General features: G+C 68.5%; 13 protein-coding genes. 10 read left to right on the top strand and 3 right to left on the bottom strand.

Annotated features, from left to right (window positions below):
• The first annotated feature begins 174 nt into the window (after positions 1 to 174).
• The 4 genes from ACG97_RS11595 (at position 175) to ACG97_RS11610 (ending at position 11,900) form a co-directional block, all read left to right on the top strand.
• Complete coding sequence (locus tag ACG97_RS11595) at positions 175 to 9,012, top strand: GH36-type glycosyl hydrolase domain-containing protein (RefSeq protein WP_238377324.1); 8,838 nt, start codon at positions 175 to 177, stop codon at positions 9,010 to 9,012.
• 137 nt (positions 9,013 to 9,149) lie between these two features.
• Positions 9,150 to 9,794: a sterol desaturase family protein gene (locus ACG97_RS16965; protein ID WP_053068158.1), complete on the top strand. Its 645-nt coding sequence runs from the start codon at positions 9,150 to 9,152 to the stop codon at positions 9,792 to 9,794.
• Positions 9,795 to 9,933: 139 nt separating this feature from the next.
• Positions 9,934 to 11,544 (top strand): phospholipase D family protein, encoded by a 1,611-nt coding sequence (locus tag ACG97_RS11605; protein ID WP_047967526.1) that lies wholly within the window; start codon positions 9,934 to 9,936, stop codon positions 11,542 to 11,544.
• The gene (locus tag ACG97_RS11610) at positions 11,541 to 11,900 is read left to right on the top strand and encodes a DUF5329 domain-containing protein (protein ID WP_238377325.1); all 360 of its coding nucleotides are present in this window, start codon (positions 11,541 to 11,543) and stop codon (positions 11,898 to 11,900) included. The genes ACG97_RS11605 and ACG97_RS11610 overlap by 4 nt, the downstream gene beginning before the upstream one ends.
• Before the next feature lie 109 nt (positions 11,901 to 12,009).
• Here the strand turns inward: ACG97_RS11610 and ACG97_RS11615 are convergent, their stop codons facing one another.
• Positions 12,010 to 12,489 (bottom strand): hypothetical protein, encoded by a 480-nt coding sequence (locus ACG97_RS11615; protein WP_047967528.1) that lies wholly within the window; start codon positions 12,487 to 12,489, stop codon positions 12,010 to 12,012.
• A 692-nt stretch (positions 12,490 to 13,181) separates the two neighbouring features.
• On the opposite strand from ACG97_RS11615, the gene ACG97_RS11620 reads away from it, so the two are divergent.
• Both ACG97_RS11620 and ompA read left to right on the top strand, forming a co-directional pair.
• Entirely contained in the window at positions 13,182 to 13,403 is a 222-nt protein-coding gene (locus ACG97_RS11620; RefSeq protein WP_047967529.1) for a glycine zipper 2TM domain-containing protein, read from the top strand.
• Between the two features lie 272 nt (positions 13,404 to 13,675).
• The gene (gene ompA, locus ACG97_RS11625; RefSeq protein WP_047967530.1) at positions 13,676 to 14,728 is read left to right on the top strand and encodes a porin OmpA; all 1,053 of its coding nucleotides are present in this window, start codon (positions 13,676 to 13,678) and stop codon (positions 14,726 to 14,728) included.
• Positions 14,729 to 14,807: 79 nt separating this feature from the next.
• Here ompA and ACG97_RS17315 read toward each other — a convergent pair whose 3' ends face one another.
• Together ACG97_RS17315 and ACG97_RS11630 are read right to left on the bottom strand one after the other, a co-directional pair.
• Positions 14,808 to 14,966: a DUF3309 family protein gene (locus ACG97_RS17315; RefSeq protein ID WP_082133764.1), complete on the bottom strand. Its 159-nt coding sequence runs from the start codon at positions 14,964 to 14,966 to the stop codon at positions 14,808 to 14,810.
• A complete protein-coding gene (locus ACG97_RS11630) occupies positions 14,963 to 16,147 on the bottom strand; it encodes a fatty acid desaturase (RefSeq protein WP_047967531.1) in 1,185 nt (394 codons plus the stop codon). The genes ACG97_RS17315 and ACG97_RS11630 overlap by 4 nt, the downstream gene beginning before the upstream one ends.
• A gap of 278 nt (positions 16,148 to 16,425) precedes the next feature.
• On the opposite strand from ACG97_RS11630, the gene ACG97_RS17645 reads away from it, so the two are divergent.
• From ACG97_RS17645 to ACG97_RS11645, 4 genes are all read left to right on the top strand, one after another.
• Positions 16,426 to 16,758, top strand: a complete 333-nt coding sequence (locus ACG97_RS17645) for a hypothetical protein (protein WP_047967552.1) — start codon at positions 16,426 to 16,428, stop codon at positions 16,756 to 16,758.
• Positions 16,759 to 17,003: 245 nt separating this feature from the next.
• Positions 17,004 to 17,219: a CsbD family protein gene (locus tag ACG97_RS11640; protein ID WP_047967532.1), complete on the top strand. Its 216-nt coding sequence runs from the start codon at positions 17,004 to 17,006 to the stop codon at positions 17,217 to 17,219.
• 88 nt (positions 17,220 to 17,307) lie between these two features.
• Positions 17,308 to 17,451 carry a lmo0937 family membrane protein gene (locus ACG97_RS17650; protein WP_156168028.1) on the top strand — a complete coding sequence of 48 codons (144 nt, stop codon included), beginning with the start codon at positions 17,308 to 17,310 and terminating at the stop codon, positions 17,449 to 17,451.
• 123 nt (positions 17,452 to 17,574) lie between these two features.
• Entirely contained in the window at positions 17,575 to 18,627 is a 1,053-nt protein-coding gene (locus ACG97_RS11645; RefSeq protein WP_047967533.1) for an AI-2E family transporter, read from the top strand.
• Positions 18,628 to 18,637 lie beyond the last annotated feature (10 nt).

Genomic DNA, 18,637 nt, shown 5'->3' on the forward strand with positions numbered 1-18,637 from the left:
GCCGGGCGGGCGCGGATTTTTCGCGGCCATGCCGCGACTGCCGGCACCGATCCCGGCGCGCGCTGCTATGGTTCTGGAGTAGGGGCTGCGACATGGTGCGGCCCGCCGGCAGTCCGCTGCTGCTGTCTTTCGCCTGTCCCGGTGCCGCTTGCCGAGGGCCGGCAGGTATTTCTCATGCGTACTTCGTTCCGACAATGGCTGCCTGATCTTGCTGCCTGGCGCCGGCTGCTGACGCCGCTGGCCGGCTGGCGCTGGACGCTGCAGCGCCATGGCATGCCGGAGTTTCCGCTGGAGGACGAGGCGCCGCTGCGCGCCGAGCTGTTCAGTGCCGAGCAGATGGCGCAGTACGGCCGGCAGCTGGCGGCATCGCACCAGCTGGCCGCCGCGCGCACGCCGGATCCGCTGCTGGCAAGGTTGGCCGCCAACGAGGAAACCCTGCTCGAAGTCTGCAAGCTGCTGACCATCACCGTCTCGGCGCGGCATCGCATCTCGCCGGCGGCGGAATGGCTGCTCGACAACTTCTACCTGATCGAAGAACAGATCCGCACCGCGCGCCGCCATCTGCCCAAAGGCTATAGCCGCGAGCTGCCGTGCCTGGCCGCCGGCAACGCCGACGCCAGCTGCCATCCGCGCGTCTACGACATCGCGCTGGAAATCGTCACCCACAGCGACAGCCGCGTCGATGGCGACAGCCTGCGCCGCTTTGTCGCCGCCTACCAGGGCGTGACGCCGCTGCAGCTGGGCGAGCTGTGGGCGATCCCGATCATGCTGCGCCTGGCGGTGATCGAGAACCTGCGCCGCGTCGCGGTGCGCATCGCCGCCGGCTGGTCGGCGCGCAATCTGGCCGATTCCTGGGCCGACCAGATGCGCGAAGCGGCGGAGAAAGACCCGAAAAGCCTGATCCTGGTGGTCGCCGACATGGCGCGTTCCAATCCGCCGATGATCAGCACCTTTGTCGCCGAACTGGCGCGCCGGCTGCAGGGGCGCGGCCCGGCGCTGGCGCTGCCGCTGACCTGGATCGCGCAGCGGCTGAGTGAATCCGGCTTCACCATCGAGCAGCTGGTGCAGTCGGAAAACCAGCAGCAGGCGGCCGACCAGGTGACGATCAGCAACAGCATCGGCAGCCTGCGCGCGCTGGGGGCGCTGAACTGGCGCGACTTTGTCGAGAGCATGAGCGCGGTGGAGCAGGTGCTGCAGCAGGACCCGTATGGCGTGTACGGGCTGATGGATTTTGCCACCCGCGACCGCTATCGCCACGCGGTCGAGGCCATCGCCAAACGCAGTGCGCTGAGCGAAGTGGCGGTGGCGCAACTGGTGGTGACGCTGGCGCGCGGTGTCGCAGTCGAGGATCTGGGGCGGCGGCTGAGCGAGCCGAGCAGCCATGTCGGCTATTACCTGGTCGGCAACGGGCTGCCGCAGCTGGAACGGGCGGCCGCGGTACGTTTTTCGCTGTTGGCCGCGCTGTGCCACGCCGGCTTCCGCCACGCGCTGCCGCTGTTCCTGGGCGGCATCGCGCTGCTGACCGCGCTGTTCAGCGGCCTGCTGCTGTGGCAGGCCCAGGCCAGCGGCCTCGGCCTGTGGCCGCTGCTGTTGCTGGGGCTGCTGGCGACCCTGTCCACCAGCCAGCTGGCGGTCACGCTGATGAACTGGCTGGCGACGCTGACGGTGACGCCACACCTGCTGCCGCGCATGGATTTCAGCCACGGCCTGCCACCGACGGCGCGCACGCTGGTGGTGATCCCGACCATGCTCAGCAACGACGACGGTGTCGACAGCCTGCTGGAAGGGCTGGAGGTGCGCTTTCTTGCCAACCGCAGCGCGCATCTGCACTTTGGCCTGCTCACCGATCTGTGCGATGCCGCATCGGAAGTGCTGCCCGGCGATGCCGCGCTGATCGCCCGGGCGCAGGCCGGCATCGTTGCCCTCAACCACCGCTACGCCACCGCGACCGAGGGCGAGGGCGAGGCAGGCGAGCTGTTCTTCCTGTTTCACCGCCCGCGGCGCTGGAATGCCGAGGCCGGGGTGTGGATGGGCTACGAGCGCAAGCGCGGCAAGCTGGCGGACCTGAACACCCTGCTGCGCAGCAGCGCGGCATCGGTGGCCGACAGCGGTTTTGCGCTGGTGGAAGGCGCGCGCCAGGTGCTGAACAGCGTCAAGTATGTGATCACGCTGGACACCGATACCCAGCTGCCGCGCGACGCGGCGCAGCAGTTTGTCGCGGCGATGGCGCACCCGCTCAACCAGCCGCACTACGACGCGCGCAAGCGCTGCGTGGTGGCCGGTTACGGCATCCTGCAGCCGCGGGTGGCGGTGAGCCTGCCCAGCACCAACCGCTCGCGCTATGCGCGGCTGTACGGCGGCGATACCGGCATCGACCCCTACACCCGCGCGGTGTCGGATGTGTACCAGGACGTGTTCGGCGAAGGCTCCTTCATCGGCAAGGGCATCTACGACGTGGACATGTTCGCGCTGGCGCTGGACGGCCGCTTTCCGGAAAACCGGGTGCTGAGCCACGACCTGCTGGAAGGCTGCTACCTGCGCGCCGGCCTGCTCAGCGATGTGCAGCTGTACGAGGACTACCCGGCGCGCTACAGCGCCGATGTCAGCCGCCGCTACCGCTGGATCCGCGGCGACTGGCAGCTGGTGTCGTGGTTGCGGCGCAAGGTGCCGGACGCGACGCAGGCGAGCTGCAGCGGCAAGGGACGACCCTGCCAGGCCAACCCGCTGTCGGTGCTGTCGCAGTGGAAGCTGCTGGACAACCTGCGCCGCAGCCTGACCCCGGGCGGGCTGATGTTGCTGCTGCTGTTCGGCTGGCTGCTGCTGCCGGCGGTCGGGCTGTGGACGCTGTCGGTGATCGGCGTGATGCTGGTGACCTCGCTCAGCGCCGCGATCCTGGACCTGTTCCGCAAACCGCAGGATGTGCTGCTGCGCCAGCATTTGCAGGCGGTGGTGCGCGTCGCGCTGCGCCACATGCAGCAGGTGGCGTTCGAGCTGGCCTGCCTGCCGTTCGAGGCCGCCTACAGCCTGGGTGCCGCCACGCGCACGCTGTGGCGGGTACTGGTGTCGCGGCGGCGGTTGCTGGAATGGAACCCGTCCAGCGAGGTCGAACGCCTGCTGGCGACGCGCGACCGCAGCAGCCTTGCGGCCAGCTATCGCAGCATGTGGCAGGCACCGGGCAGCGCGCTGCTGGTGGCGGCGCTCTTGCTGCGGCTGAACCCGGCGGTGCTGCCGGTGGCGCTGCCCTTGCTGCTGCTATGGTTGGCCGCACCGCTGCTGGCGTGGTGGCTGAGCCGGCCGCTGTCGACGCAGCCGCCGCAGCTGACGGCCGAGCAGACCCGCTTCCTGCGCCAGCTGTCGCGGCGGACCTGGGCGTTTTTTGCGCGCTATGTCACCGCCGCCGATCACTGGCTGCCGCCGGACAATGTGCAGGCGTCGCGGGCCGACGCCATCGCGCACCGCACCTCGCCGACCAATATCGGCCTGGCGCTGCTGGCCAACCTGGCGGCGCATGACTTTGGCTACATCCCCAGCAGCGTGCTGCTGGAGCGCAGCGACAACACCCTGCGCAGCATGCTGCGGCTGGCGCGCCATCGCGGCCATTTTTACAACTGGTACGACACGCAGACGCTGCAGCCCTTGCCGCCCTTGTACGTGTCCAGCGTCGACAGCGGCAATCTGGCGGCGCATCTACTGGTACTGCGCGCCGGGCTGCTGGCACTGGCGGATGCACCGCTGCTGTCGCCACGGCTGCTGGACGGCCTCGGCGACACCTTGCTGCTGCTGGCCGGCAGCGGTAGCGGCGCTAGCGCGGCACGGGCCGGCCAGCTGTACCAGGCGCTGGATGATCGCCCCCTGACCGCCAATACCCCGCTGGGTGCCCTGCAGCAGCGGCTGCAACACCTGCAGGGGGAGGCCGACGAGCTGGTGGCGCTGGCGGCGCGCGAGCTGGGCAGCGGCAGCGATATCGACGCCGGCAACGAGGCGCACGACTGGGCGCTGGCGCTGCAGCAGCAATGCCAGCAGGCACTTGACCAGCTGCTGTGGCTGGCACCATGGCTGGCACTGCCGTCGCCACCGCCCGGGCTGGACGAGGTGGGGCTGCCATCCACCGCCAGCACGCTGCAGCAGCTGGCGACACCGCAACAGGACATCCGCCTGCCGGACGCGGCCACCCCGGCCCAGCGCAGCTGGCTGGCCGAGCTGCAGCAGGCGCTGGCCACCGGCCGGCAGCGCGCGGCGCTACAGCTGCAGCAGGCTAACCAGCTGGCGCAGCTGGCCGGGGAACTGGCGCAGATGGACTACGACTTCCTGTTCGACCCCACCCGCAAGCTGCTCAGCATCGGCTACAACGTCAGCGATGGGCGCAGCGATGCCGGCTTTTATGACCTGCTCGCCTCCGAGGCGCGGCTGAGCAGTTTCGTCGCCATCGCCCAGGGGCAGTTGCCGCAGGACAGCTGGTTTGCGCTGGGGCGGCTGCTGACCGGCAGTACCGGCGAGCCGGTGCTGCTGTCGTGGAGCGGCTCGATGTTCGAGTACCTGATGCCGCTGCTGGTGATGCCCAGCTACGAGCACACCCTGCTGGACCAGACCTGCAAGGGCGCCGTGGCGCGGCAAATCCAGTACGGCGCGCAGCGCGGCGTGCCATGGGGGGTGTCCGAATCCGGCTATAACGCGGTCGATCCGCAGCACAATTACCAGTATCACGCCTTCGGCGTGCCCGGGCTGGGGCTGAAGCGCGGCCTGGCCGACGATCTGGTGATCGCACCGTACGCCGCGGTGATGGCGCTGATGGTGGCGCCGGAGGCGGCCTGCAGCAATCTGCAAAGGTTGGCCGCAGAAGGCGTGCTCGGTCGCGACGGCTTTTTCGAGGCGGTGGACTACACCCCGCTGCGCCAGCTGCGCGGCCAGACGCGCACGGTGGTGCGCTCGTTCATGGCCCACCACCAGGGCATGAGCCTGCTGGCGCTGGCGCACTGGCTGCTGGCACAGCCGATGCAGCGCCGCTTTGTCGCCGATCCGCTGCTGCAGTCCAGCCTGCTGCTGCTGCAGGAACGGGTGCCGAAGGCGACGGCGCTGTTTGCCCACCACGTCCGCCGTTTCGACGCGGTGGCGGTGGCGGAGCCGGCGCAGACCCCGACGCGGCACTTCACCTCGCCGCAGACCCCGGCGCCGGCGGTGCAGCTGCTGTCCAACGGCCGCTACCACGTGATGCTGACCCAGGCCGGCGGCGGTTACAGCCGCTGGAAAGGGCTGGCGGTCAGCCGCTGGAACGAGGACCCCACCTGCGACAACTGGGGCAGTTTCTGCTACATCCGCGATCTGGCCAGCGGCGTGTTCTGGTCCGGCGGCTTCCAGCCGACGCTGAAGCAGCCGGAGCAGTTCGAGGCGATCTTTTCCGAAGGCCGCGCCGAATACCGCCGCCACGACACGCTGGGCGCCAACGAGGGCCACTTCGAAACCTATACCGAGATCGTGGTGTCGCCGGAAGATGATATCGAGCTGCGCCGCCTGCGCATCACCAACCGCTCGGCACAGCCGCGCGAGCTGGACATCACCAGCTACGCCGAGGTGGTGATCGCGCCGCCGGTCGCCGACACGCTGCATCCGGCGTTCAGCAAGCTGTTCGTGCAGAGCGAGATCCTCGCCGCGCGCCACGCGATACTGTGCACGCGCCGGCCGCGCGCGCAGGACGAGGCGGTGCCATACCTGCTGCACCTGATGCAGGTGCACGGTGTGGCGGCGGAAATGTCCTACGAAACCGACCGCCTGCGCTTTATCGGCCGCGGCCGCAGCACGGTATCGCCGGCGGCGCTGCACGGCACCGCGCCGCTGTCCGGCAGCGACGGCGCGGTGCTGGATCCGATCGTGGCCATTCGCGGTCGCCTCACGCTGGCGCCGCAGCAGGCGGTCACCGTCGATCTGGTTACCGGCATGGCCGATAGCCGCAGCGCGGCCGAGGCGCTGATCGACAAATACCAGGACCGGCATCTGGCCGACCGCGTGTTCGACCTGGCGTGGACGCACAACCAGGTGATGCTGCGCCAGCTCAATGCCAGCGAGACCGAGGCGCAGCTGTACGGGCGGCTGGCCGGCGCCATCCTGTACGCCCACGGCGCGCTGCGCGTCAGCTCGGCGATCCTGGCCAGCAACCGTCGCAGCCAGTCCGGGCTGTGGGGCTACGCCATTTCCGGCGATCTGCCCATCGTGCTGTTGCAGATTGCCGATGCGGCCAACATTGCGCTGGTGCGGCAGCTGGTGCAGGCCCACAACTACTGGCGGCTGAAAGGGCTGCCGGTGGATCTGGTGATCTGGAACGAGGACCACGCCGGCTATCGCCAGCAATTGCAGGAACAGATCCTCGGGCTGATCGCTGCCGGGGTCGAGGCCAGCGTGATCGACCGCCCCGGTGGCATATTCGTGCGCTCGGCCGAGCATATCTCCGCCGAAGACCGCATCCTGCTGCAGGCGGTGGCGCGGGTGGTGCTCAGCGACAGCCGCGGCACGCTGGCCGAGCAGCTGGAGCAGATCCCGGCGCGGCTGCCGCTGCCGGCGCCGCTGTTGCCGGCGCAGCGCTACCGTCCGGTGCTGCCGGCCAGTCCGGAGCCGCCGCCGCGCGAACTGCTGCTGGACAACGGCCTCGGCGGTTTCAGTGCCGATGGCCGCGAGTACGTGATCCGGCTGCGCGCCGGGCAGAGCACGCCGGCGCCGTGGGCCAACGTGCTGGCCAACGAGCAGTTCGGCACCGTGCTGTCGGAAAGCGGCGCCGGCTACACCTGGTACGGCAATGCCCACGAATACCGGCTGTCGCCGTGGCATAACGACCCGGTCAGCGACGCCAGCGGCGAGGCGATCTACCTGCGCGACGAGGAAAGCGGCCACTTCTGGTCGCCAACGCCGCTGCCGGCGTGCACGCCCTTGCCCTACGTCATCCGCCACGGCTTTGGCTACAGCGTGTTCGAGACGGTGACGGACGGCATCGAATCGGCGCTGTGGGTGTATGTCGCCAGCGACGCGGCGGTGAAGTTCTCGGTGCTGAAGCTGCGCAATGTCTCCGGCCGTGCGCGGCGGCTGTCGGTGACCGGCTACGTGGAGTGGGTGCTGGGCGACCTGCGCGCCAAGTCGGCGCTGCACGTCGCCACCGAGATCGCGCCGCAAAGCGGGGCGTTGTACGCGCGCAATGTCTACAACAGCGAGTTTGCCGCGCTGGTGGCGTTTTTCGATGTCGACGACAGCACGCGCAAGCTCACCGCCGACCGTGGCGAATTCCTCGGCCGCAACGGCTGCCTGCGCCACCCGGCGGCGCTGCAGCGCAGCACGCTGTCCGGCAAGGTCGGCGCCGGGCTGGACCCGTGCGCGGCGATGCAGCTGCAGCTGACGCTGCAGGCGGACGAGGGGCGCGAGGTGATCTTCCGCCTGGGGGTTGGCCGCAACAGCGAGGAGGCGGCGGCACTGGTGCAGCGCTATCGCGGCAGTGACGCCGCCAGGCTGGCGCTGGACGCGGTGCGCGGCCACTGGCTGCAGACGCTGGGCGTGCTGCAGGTGCAGACGCCGGATGCCTCGCTGAACGTGCTGGCCAATGGCTGGCTGCTGTACCAGACGCTGGCGTGCCGGGTGTGGGCGCGCAGCGGCTACTACCAGTCCGGCGGCGCCTTCGGATTCCGTGACCAGCTGCAGGACATGATGGCACTGGTGTACGCGGCGCCGGCGCGGGTGCGCGCGCACCTGCTGCTGTGCGCCAGCCGCCAGTTCCGCGAGGGCGACGTGCAGCACTGGTGGCATCCGCCGCTGGGGCGCGGCGTGCGTACCCGCTGCTCGGACGACTACCTGTGGCTGCCGCTGGCGGTGTGCCGCTATGTCGCGGTGACTGGCGACGCGGCGCTGCTGGGCGAATCGGTACTGTTCCTGGAAGGGCGGCCGCTGACGGCGGAAGAGGACTCCTACTACGATCTGCCCGGCGGCGGGGTGGAGGCGGCCAGCCTGTACCGCCACTGCGTGCTGGCGATCCGCCACGGCGGGCGCCTGGGGGCGCACGGCCTGCCGCTGATCGGCTCCGGCGACTGGAACGACGGCATGGACCGCGTCGGGGTGCTGGGCCGGGGCGAGAGCGTGTGGCTCGGCTTTTTCCTGTGCGAGGTGCTGCGCCAGTTCGCGCCGCTGGCGCGCGGGCAGGGCGACACCGCCTTTGCCGACGAGTGCGAGGCACAGCGCGCGCGACTGGCCGCCAGCCTGGCGACGCACGGCTGGGACGGCGCCTGGTATCGCCGCGCCTACTTTGACGATGGCACGCCGCTGGGCTCGGCCAGCAACGAGGAGTGCCGCATCGACTCCATCTCGCAGAGCTGGGCGGTGCTGTCCGGCGTCGCCGACGCCGTGCGCGGCCGGCAGGCGATGGACGAGGTCTACCGCCAGCTGGTGCGGCCGGAGGCGGCGCTGGTGCAGCTGCTCGATCCGCCGTTCGATCACTCCAACTTGTATCCGGGCTATATCCGCGGCTATGTGCCGGGCGTGCGCGAGAACGGCGGCCAGTACACCCACGGCGCGATCTGGGCGGCGATGGCGTTTGCCGCGCAGGGCGATCAGCAGCGGACGTGGGCGCTGCTGTCGATGATCAACCCGCTGCAGCACAGCCGCAACGCGGCGGAGGTACAGCGCTACAAGGTGGAACCGTATGTGATGGCGGCGGACGTGTACGCGCTGGCGCCGCACACCGGCCGTGGTGGCTGGAGCTGGTATACCGGCTCGGCCGGCTGGATGTACCGGCTGATACTGGAGTCGGTGCTGGGGCTGACACTGCACGGCGCCCGGCTGCGCATCGTGCCGTGCCTGCCGCCGGCGTGGCCGGGCTATACCCTGACGTATCGCTATCACGACACCCCGTACCGGATCGAGGTGCAGCGCGCGGCGGAGGCGGGCATCACGCTGGATGGCGTGCCGCAGGTCGGCGACGAGGTGCTGCTGCAGGATGACGGCCAGCCGCACCTGCTGCAGGTGAACTGGACGCCCGCGCCCTGACGGCGGGCAGGGCGGTGCAAGGTTGGCCGCAAGCGGGGCTGTGTACGATGGCGTACCGACTGCCGCCGCGGCGCTGGCTAGCATGCCTTATTGCCCGTGCGACTGCCGCCGGGCATCCAGCCACGGAGCGCCCTGCCATGAAGCTGTTTGTCCTGGAACACGAAAAAGCGGCCTACCGTGTCGATTTTGCGCTGTACGGCGTGGCCATTGCCGCGCTGCTGCTGTTTCTGCTGCTGAGCGGCAGCGGTGGCCACCGGCTGGACAGCACGGTGCTGGTGATCGCCGGTCTGCTGGTATGGAGCGCGCTGGAGTATGCGTCGCACCGCTTTGTGCTGCACGGTATCGCCCCGTTCTCACGCTGGCATGCCGAGCATCACCGGCGGCCGGCAGCGCTGATCTATACCCCAACGCTGCTCAGCGGCTTGCTGTTTGCCGGGCTGGTGTTCCTGCCGCTGTGGTGGCTGGGCGACCTGCGTCGTGCCAGTGCGCTGACGCTGGGCGTGCTGCTGGGCTATGTCGGCTATGCGCTGACCCATCACGCGCTGCATCACCTGCGGCGCGACCACGGTGCGCTGTATCGGCTGAAGTGCCGGCACGCCCGTCATCATCTCGGCAGCGCGCCGACCGTGTGTTACGGCGTCACCAGCCGCTTTTGGGATGTGCTGCTGCTGACCGACGGTCCGCGGCACGGGGTGCCGCGCTGGCGGCGGCTGGCGGGGCCACTGCTGTCCGGCTTGCTGCTGGCGGCGCTGTTGCTGCTGCTGTACCGGCCGCTGGACTGAGCCAAGGTTGGCCGCAACGTGCGTTTTGGCCATGAACGGCTAATGTTGATGGAGACACCGGCGTGCCGGCCTGGCCGCACGCCTGGTGCCGGCCCGGACCTGCGCCGTGGCCGTTTGCCCGGCAACCGGAGGCAGCAGCATGGAATGTTCACCCGCAATTGGCAGGCTGTGTCGGCACTGGCTGCTGGCGGCGCTGTTGCTGCTGGCCGGCTGCGCGTCGCTGCCGCCGGGGGCCGACTACGCCAAAACGCCGTCGGTGGCGCTGGCGGCGCCGGAAACGACACAGCTGGGGCGGCAGTTTGCCGCACTGGCACGCGGCCACGACGGTCAGTCCGGCTTTCGCATCATCCCGGTCGGCGCCGACGGTTTTCTGCTGCGCATGCAGATGATCAACGCCGCGGAACGGGCGCTCGACCTGCAGTACTTCATTTTCCGTGGTGACGACACCGGCCGGCTGCTGACCGGTGCCGTGCTGCGCGCCGCCGACCGTGGCGTGCGGGTGCGGGTGCTGCTCGACGATGGCGAAACCGAGGCCGGCGACGAGCAGATCATCAAGCTGGCCGCGCACCCGATGATCGAGGTGCGCATCTTCAATCCGTTCGCCTACCGTGGCCACTCGCTGGCGCTGAAGGCGGTGGAGTTCATGTTCAACGCGGCGCGGCTCGACTACCGCATGCACAACAAGCTGCTGGTGGTCGACAACGCCGCGGCGCTGCTGGGCGGGCGCAATATCGGCGACCAGTACTTCCAGATCGATCCCGAATCGCAGTTTGCCGACGACGACGTGTTTGCCGGCGGCCCCATCGTGCGGCCGCTGTCGGCCAGCTTCGACGAGTTCTGGAACAGCGCGCTGGCTATCCCGGTAGAGGCGCTGGCCGGCGGCGGATCGTCGCACACCGAGCTGCAGGAACACCGCGGCCAGCTGCAGGCGGAGCACCGCCAGTCGCAATCCGCCGGTGTCGACTATGTGGCGCGTCTGGCCAGCGGCGAGCCGTTCGCGGCGATGGTGAGCGGGCGCTTGCCGCTGGTCTGGGCGCCGGCGCAGCTGGTCTACGACAGCCCGGACAAGAAGAAGGTGCTCAGTGGCGCGATGGTGGGGCGGCTGATGCAGCGCCAGGTGGCCGGCGCCACGCTGGCGGTGCAGCGCGAGCTGCTGATGGTGACCCCGTACCTGATCCCCGGCCACGAGGGCATGCAACTGTTCAGTGCGCTGCGCCAGCGCCAGGTGCAGGTCCGCATCCTGACCAGCTCGCTGGAATCGACCACGGTGCTGGTGGCGCATTCCGGCTACATGCACTACCGGCGGCCCTTGCTGCAGGATGGCGTCGCGCTGCACGAAATCCGCGCGCTGCTGGGCAATAGCAAGGGTAGCGGCCAGAGCCACGCCATCTCGCGGCACGGCAATTATTCGCTGCACGCCAAGCTGTTCGTGTTCGACCGGCAGCGGCTTTATGTCGGATCGATGAATTTTGACCAGCGCTCGATGCACCTCAATACCGAGATCGGCCTGATCATCGACAGCCCGCAGCTGGCACAGCAGGTGGCCGCGCGCTTCGAGGCGATGACGCAGCCGGAAAACGCCTACCGGTTGCTGCTGCGGCCGCCAGCGGCGGGCGGCGCGCCGCAACTGGTGTGGCAGACATGGGAAAACGGCGAGCTTGTCGAATACCGGCGCGAGCCGGCGCGCAGCGACTGGCAGCGGCTGGCGGTGCGGTTGCTGTCGCTGTTGCCGCTGGACAAAGAGCTGTGACGCGGCGCGGGTGGTGGCTACTGCTGCCATGGCTGGCGGCGATGAGCCAGGCGCAGCCGCAGCCGCCGGTGCAGCAGGAGGTCACCCTGTTGCTGGCCGAGGTGGCGGCCAGCGGCTGCGAGTTTTACCGCAATGGTGGCTGGTACGACGCGGCGGCGGCGGCGCGCCATTTGCGCGACAAGTTCCAATACCTGCAGGCCCGCCGGCCGCTCAAGCGCACCGAAGACTTCATCGAGCAGGCGGCCAGCCGCAGCAGCTTCAGCGGCAACGCCTACCGGGTGCGCTGCCCGGGACAGACCACGGTTGCCAGCCGGCAATGGCTGCTGGCACGGCTGGCACGCTTGCGCGGCGGCTGAAGCCGGACTGGCCAACGGGGCGGGCACAAACGGCTGCCGACCTGCTCGCGGGCGAGGAGGTCGGCAGGGTCAGTGGCGCCGGGCGGCGGCAATGTCGCCGGCAGGGCGCCTAGCGGTCGTTCTGGTAGCCGTCGTTATTGTTGTTGTACCAGGGCGCGGTGCCTTGCTGGCGGTAGTCGCGGTTGTCCGGGTTGTTATCGTAGCGGTACTGATCCTGGCGCTGGCGGCGCTGGTGCTGGCGATCACGCTGATAGCGCTGGTAGCGCGGCACGTACTCGTTGTTGTACCAGCGATCCTGCACGAAGTAGACCCGTTCACCACAGGCGTTGTAGGTGCGGCAATGGCGCGCCCAGTTGCGGGCGTGGCCCGGCGGTACCCGCAGATAGATCGGCGGGCGGGCGACCGGTACGCGGCGGATGGCGATCGGCTCGCGGTAGAGCACGCGCGGCGGCGGGTAGCCGCCGATGTCGAGGCGGCCGTAGAAGCCGGGCTGGCCGATGCTGATCGAGACGCCAACGTCGGCGGCAAGGGCCGGGGTGGCGATGACGGTGACGGCGGCAATGGCCGTGGCAAGCAGAATACGTTTCATGTTGACTCTCCTGTGGCCCGTAGCGGGCGGCTGCGTCTGCCGGGGGCAGGTGGACGACGGCGGGGCTGGCCCGGGGTGTCCGGTCGCGCCTGACGCTGCGGGCGGGGTAGGGCTTGAAAGATTGCGGTGTGGCGTGGCATGCCGGGATTGTCTGATGGTGCGCCTGGCCACGCGGCCTGTGCCGGCGTTGCTGTGGCGCGGACAGGATCATCATCGCGCCAGGGTTGGCCGCAGTCTGTTCGTTGCCATACATAGCCGCCCGTTGATGTCGTAACCGGGCCCCAGCGCCAGACCGGCGCCCGCGGCCGGCCCTCCTTCCGTTTTCCCCGCTCGTTCCCTTTCCTGATCGCCGCACCGCATGCGGCCAGCCACTTGCCGGTCATGCCGTGGCGATTCCCCTTGTCTGTGTGCTAGCAGACAGACGGCCTGTAGGTGGCGCTTTTAAGCTGTATCCATTGGCGCCAATACCACTGCACCTGTTGCAGCGAGCCATACCGGCCTGACGGCCGCATGGTGCTGGCGACGAGCAGTGCGTGCGGTGGCTCCTGCCGGCATGGCACTGCCCATTCACGCAAAGGAGTCAACGTGAGCCGCGGCCCGCATGCGGTGCCGGTCACTCCGGCCAGGGCGTCAGCGATGTCCATGCCGCTGCGGCTCACCCGAAACACCCTGTTCAGGAAAAAGGTAACCCCATGAAAACAATGCAGAGATTGACACTCGGCGCAGTCAGCGTAGCCATGCTGCTGAGCCTGGGTGGGTGTGCCGGCATGTCGCGCCAAGGGCAGAACACCGCCGTCGGTGCTGGCGTGGGCGCTATCGGCGGTGCAGTGCTGACCGGTGGCAGTACGCTCGGTACCCTGGGTGGCGCCGCCATCGGCGGTGTCATCGGCCATGAAATGGATGACCGCCGTTAACTGAACGGCCTGCCCCGGCCGTCGTGGCCGGGCAGCGTCGCCGATTCCGGCGCCGGCGCAGTCATTGCGCTGGCGCCGTCCTTCCCTGATGCCACCCGTTGCGGGTGGTTTCCTTCACGATGCCAGCACGGCTGGTGGCTTTGCCAGGCAGCCTGCTGCCTGCCGCCGCCGCGGTGTCGTCGCCATGGGTCTTGCCATTGCGCTGCGCTTGTCGCATTGCCGGCCGAGGCCCGCCTGCTGTTGATGGTTTCAAAGTAATGAGGAATAACAACATGCTACCGAAAAAACTTCCCGTGGCACTGGCGCTGCTTGGCCTTGCTGGCAGCGCGGTCGCCGCCTCGACCGACGAACCGTGGTATTTCGGCGCCAAGGCCGGCCATGGCGAATTCCAGGGCATCAAGTACGGCGACAGCGTGATGAATCCGCGCCATGTCGACAAATCCGGCATCGCCGGCGGGCTGTTCCTTGGCTACCAGTTCAACGACTGGCTGGGCGTGGAGGCCGGTTACGATTATCTGGGCAAGCTCAAGTTCGATTTCGGTGCGGCCAACCATGCCGACCTGAAGGTGCAGGGCTTGCAGCTGGCGGCCAAGCTGGGCATGCCGGTGTCGGAATCATTCGATGTCTACACCCGCCTCGGGGTGATGGCCAGCCGCATGAGCGGTAACGGGGACAATATGCACCGTACCGCACCGCTGGCTGCCGTCGGGCTGGAATACGCGCTCAACCGCAACTGGGCGACGCGGCTGGAATACCAGTGGGTCGGGCGGCTGGGCAGCAAGGACGACGCCGGCGTGCGTGCCAACAACGGCCAGCTGGCGCTGGGCGTGCTGTACAAGTTCGGCGGCACGCCGCGTGCGGCACCGGCACCGGTGGCAATGACGGAGCCGGCCCCGCCGCCAGCACCGGCCCCGGTGGCCGCCGTGGTGCCGCAGGCGCGCGCGTTCACGCTCAATGCCGACACCCTGTTCGACTTTGACCTCGCGATACTGCGGCCGGGGGCAGAGCAGGCGCTGTTCGCGCTGATGCGGCAGATCCGTGCCGAAGCCGCGACCGATGCCAGCCTGTCCATCGTCGGCCATACCGACCGTCTCGGTAGCGAGCAGTACAACCTGGACCTGTCCCGTCGCCGGGCGCAGACGGTGGCAGATTTCCTGGTCAGCAACGGCGTGCCGCGCAATCTGGTCACGGTCGAGGGCGCGGGTGAGGCGATGCCGGTCAGCGGCGCGCAGTGCAACGCACTGCAAAACCGTGCCGCGTTGATTGCCTGTCTGGCACCGGACCGCCGCGTGGTGGTGCTGGTGCGCGGTACCACGATGTCTTAACCACGGTGGCTGCCACCAAAAAAAGCGTCCCCGCACCTCGGTGCGGGGACGCTTTTGTCTGGCTGGGGTGGCCGGCGGGCTACAAGCGCCCCATCAGCCACAGGATCAGCAGCACCAGCAAGACCAGTCCAAGCCCGCCACTGGGGCCGTAACCCCAGTTGCGGCTGTGCGGCCAACTGGGAATGGCGCCGATCAGCAGTATCACCACCACGATCAGCAGTATGGTTCCTAAGCTCATTTTGTCTCTCCTAACGATAAGTCGTAGCTTTGCAGCGCGCGGGAGAATTCCCGCAGCGCGTCAATGCCGCTTCCCTCGGCGCGGCGACACCAGTCTTCCAGCTGGGCAAGCAGCTGCTCCTTCGAGGTGCCGGAACGGCGCCACAGGGCGGTAAGATCCTGTCGCATCAGTTCAATGGTGTTCAGCTTGCGGTTGTGGCGCAGCGCCTGTTCCAGCGCGGCGCGCTGTGGCAACGGCAGGGCGCGGCTGCCGCGTTGCAGCCACTGGCGCACCGCCGCGTGCGGCAGTGGCGGTGGCAGCGCCGCACCGCTGCCCAGTTCGGCGACGGCGACGGGGTGCAGCAGGCGGGCAAAGCGCGCCAGCACGTGATGGCGATGTACGATCACCGCCTGCAGCGTGTCGGCATCGCACGCCGTCTTGGTGCGGTTGTAGCGCAGCGGCGGCGCCAGCTTGTGCACGGTGGCCAGTCGCAGCGCGGCCAGCAGGCGGATGTACAGCCAGCCGATGTCGAACTCCCAGCGCCGGCTGGACAGCCGGGCAGAGGCGGCATAGGCGTGGTGATTGTTGTGCAGCTCTTCGCCGCCGATCAGGATGCCCCACGGCACGACATTGCGTGAGCAGTCGTCTGGCGCGAAATTGCGGTAGCCCCAGTAGTGGCCGACGCCGTTGATGACGCCGGCGGCAAACAACGGAATCCACAGCATCTGCACCGCCCACACGCTGAGGCCGAGCGGGCCGAACAGCAGCAGGTCGATGACCAGCATCAGGCTCACGCCCAGCGCGCTGTAGCGGGCGTACAGGTGGCGTTCGATCCAGTCGTCGGGGGTGTGGTGGCCGTATTTTTCCAGCATTGCCGGATCGGTGGCCGCCCGACGGTACAGCTCGGCGCCCTGCAGCAACACCGTGCGCAGGCCGTACACCTGCGGGCTGTGCGGATCGTCCGCGCTTTCGCAGGCGGCGTGGTGCTTGCGGTGGATCGCCACCCACTCGCGGGTGACCATGCCGGTGGTCAGCCACAGCCAGAAACGGAACAGGTGGCTGACGACCGGGTGCAGCGCCAGCGCGTGGTGCGCCTGGTGGCGGTGCAAGAAGATGGTCACCGCGGCAATGGTGACGTGGGTCAGCCCCAGCGTGACCAGCAGCGTGCCCCACCAGGGCAGATCAAGCAGGCCGAGTTGCATATTCCGCTCCTTTGCAATCGTGCACCGCGCACGGCCGGCGTCTGCGGCCAACCTTGGGCGTGCCATTCCATGCTACGACAACGGCCGCCGCCGTCTGTTCGCCAGCGCACCCAACGCCGTCGGTGCCAGCAGCAGTGGCCGTCAGCGCCACACCACGCGCTGGGGCGGTATGTATGCCAGCGAACGGAGGCCGCCGCCGCGACGGCGTAGCTTGGGCTGACAAGGCCGGCGGTTGGTCCACGCCCGTGCTTGTCCTTAACCCAAGCGAAGGAATGATCATGAAAAATTCGATGAAGATGTCAGGGGCACTGATGGTGCTGGCCCTGACCGCCTGCGAACGGCCGACGCCGGTGGTGGTGACCCAGCCGGCGGCGCCGACCGTGGTGGTGCCGGGGCCGGCTGGCCCGGCCGGCGCCTCGGGGCCTGCCGGTGCCATCGGTTATAGCGGCGACACCGGTGCCACGGGGGATACCGGCGCCACCGGCGGTGCCGGCGCGACTGGCAATACCGGCGCGACAGGAGACACCGGTGCGACCGGGGACACCGGCGAGCGCGGCAAAACGGGGGGCGATGTGGTGGTCGTGGTGCCGGCACCGGCGGCCGAGCCTTGAGCCGCAGCAGGCAGCGCGTGGCGGACTATCATCTAACTATGTCTGCCAGCGTACCGACAGGGCCGCCGGCGCTGACTATCCTTGAACCTGTAACCGGCTTATCCATCAGCGCAGCACAAACGATGGCCAACCTTGGCCGCAGTATCCTGTCCTTGCATGAGTGCACCCGCGGTGCACGGTCGGCTGCATCATTGGCGGCCTGACTGGCGATGCCAGCATCCGGGCACCATGCGGAAGGAACAATAATGGACTGGAACAGGGTAGAGGGAAACTGGAAGGAATTCAGGGGCAAGGTGAAAGCCGAGTGGAGCAATCTGCCCGACGATTGTCTTGACATGATTGCCGGCAAACGCGTGGCGTTGTCGGGCAGGCTTCAGGAGGCCTACGGCATCAGCAGGAACGAGGCCGAGCAGCTGATCAAGCGTTTTGAACGGCAGCAACATAGCAGGTTCCTGAAGTAACAGGGCAATGCGCCGAGTATTGCGCCGGAGCGGCAACCGAGTTGCCGGCTCCGGCTGGCGAGCCGGCGCCGGAAAAGGAGTACGAAGCATGCTTACCACCATTGCAGTGATCCTGCTGATTCTGTGGCTGCTGGGGCTGGTGTCGTCATACACCCTCGGCGGTTTCATTCACATCTTGCTGGTCATCGCCGTCGTGATGTTCCTGGTGCGGCTGACCACCGGTCGTCTTTAAGCCGCGGCACGCGGTGCGCGCCGCTGCGGTTCAGCCGCCAAAGGTTGGCCGCAGCCGCGCGCCCGCTGTCCGGCTTGTCAATTGCAGCCCGCGGTGAGCCACCGGCGTCACAGAGGAGCGAGCGTGGATCTCTATCTCAAGGGTTTTGTCATCGGTGTCGCCACCCTGTGCGGCCTGGCGCTGTACTGGATGCTGGCGCCGTTCTGGGATGCGCTGGCGTGGGGCATCTGTCTGGCCTTTCTGCTGGCGCCGTTGCAGCGCTGGCTGACGCACAAGCTGCGCGGTCGCGACGGCTTGTCCGCCGGCATCATCACCGTGCTGGTGCCGCTGGTGCTGGCCGGGCCGCTGGTCAGCCTCGGCGTGGCCTTTGCCAACCAGTTTGCCGAGCTGGTCACCCGCCTGCAAAAACAGCCGCTGCGTTTCGATCTCGACCTGCTGATGCAGCTGGAGCGCTATCCGCTGCTCGGAAGCCTGTCGACGTGGCTGCGGCACAATTTCACCACTAGTCACGATCAGCTGCAGGGCTGGCTGGACAGCGGCGCCCGGCTGCTGCTGCAGTCGCTGGCCAGCACCGGCGGCCAGGTGGTGCTCGGCACCCTCGACATGGTGATCCACTTCTTCATGATGCTGTTCCTGCTGTTCTTCCTGCTGCGCGACGGCCGCGTGCTGCTCAATCGCGCGGTGCGGCTGGTACCGATGGAGCCGCAACGGCGCGGCCGCCTGCTGCAGCTGATCGGCAACACCACCCGCGCCGTGGTCTACGGCACCGGCCTGACCGCGCTGGCGCAGGGTGTGCTGGTCGCCATCGGCTTTGCCATCAGCGGCCTGCCGTCGCCGGTGGTGTTCGGCGTGCTGGCGGCCTCGCTGGCGCTGCTGCCGATGGGCGGCGCGGCGCTGGTGTGGGCGCCGGCGGTGCTGGCGCTGGCGCTGATGTCGCAGTGGGGCTGGGCGATTTTCATGCTGGTGTGGGGGCTGGGGGTGTCGGTATCCGACAACCTGCTGCGGCCGCTGCTGATTTCCAGCCGGGAGCCGGTGTCGATGCTGGCGGTGTTCATCGGCGTGATCGGCGGCCTGTCCGCCTTTGGCATGATCGGCATCATCATCGGCCCGGTGCTGCTGACGGTGATGGCGGCGCTGCTGCGCTTTGTCGACGAGACGCTGTCCGGCACGCCGTGACGGCGACGCG

The organism is Vogesella sp. EB, from assembly GCF_001037925.1.
GTDB classification, from domain to species: Bacteria; Pseudomonadota; Gammaproteobacteria; order Burkholderiales; family Chromobacteriaceae; genus Vogesella; species Vogesella indigofera.

Bases quoted from the DNA above. Each gene is read 5' to 3' on its own strand.
- ACG97_RS11630 (WP_047967531.1), bottom strand. From the start codon at position 16,147: ATGCAACTCGGCCTGCTTGATCTGCCCTGGTGGGGCACGCTGCTGGTC.
- ACG97_RS17645 (WP_047967552.1), top strand. From the start codon at position 16,426: ATGAAAAATTCGATGAAGATGTCAGGGGCACTGATGGTGCTGGCCCTG.
- ompA (WP_047967530.1), top strand. From the start codon at position 13,676: ATGCTACCGAAAAAACTTCCCGTGGCACTGGCGCTGCTTGGCCTTGCT.
- ACG97_RS17650 (WP_156168028.1), top strand. From the start codon at position 17,308: ATGCTTACCACCATTGCAGTGATCCTGCTGATTCTGTGGCTGCTGGGG.
- ACG97_RS11605 (WP_047967526.1), top strand. From the start codon at position 9,934: ATGGAATGTTCACCCGCAATTGGCAGGCTGTGTCGGCACTGGCTGCTG.
- ACG97_RS11640 (WP_047967532.1), top strand. From the start codon at position 17,004: ATGGACTGGAACAGGGTAGAGGGAAACTGGAAGGAATTCAGGGGCAAG.
- ACG97_RS11595 (WP_238377324.1), top strand. From the start codon at position 175: ATGCGTACTTCGTTCCGACAATGGCTGCCTGATCTTGCTGCCTGGCGC.
- ACG97_RS11615 (WP_047967528.1), bottom strand. From the start codon at position 12,489: ATGAAACGTATTCTGCTTGCCACGGCCATTGCCGCCGTCACCGTCATC.
- ACG97_RS17315 (WP_082133764.1), bottom strand. From the start codon at position 14,966: ATGAGCTTAGGAACCATACTGCTGATCGTGGTGGTGATACTGCTGATC.
- ACG97_RS16965 (WP_053068158.1), top strand. From the start codon at position 9,150: ATGAAGCTGTTTGTCCTGGAACACGAAAAAGCGGCCTACCGTGTCGAT.
- ACG97_RS11620 (WP_047967529.1), top strand. From the start codon at position 13,182: ATGAAAACAATGCAGAGATTGACACTCGGCGCAGTCAGCGTAGCCATG.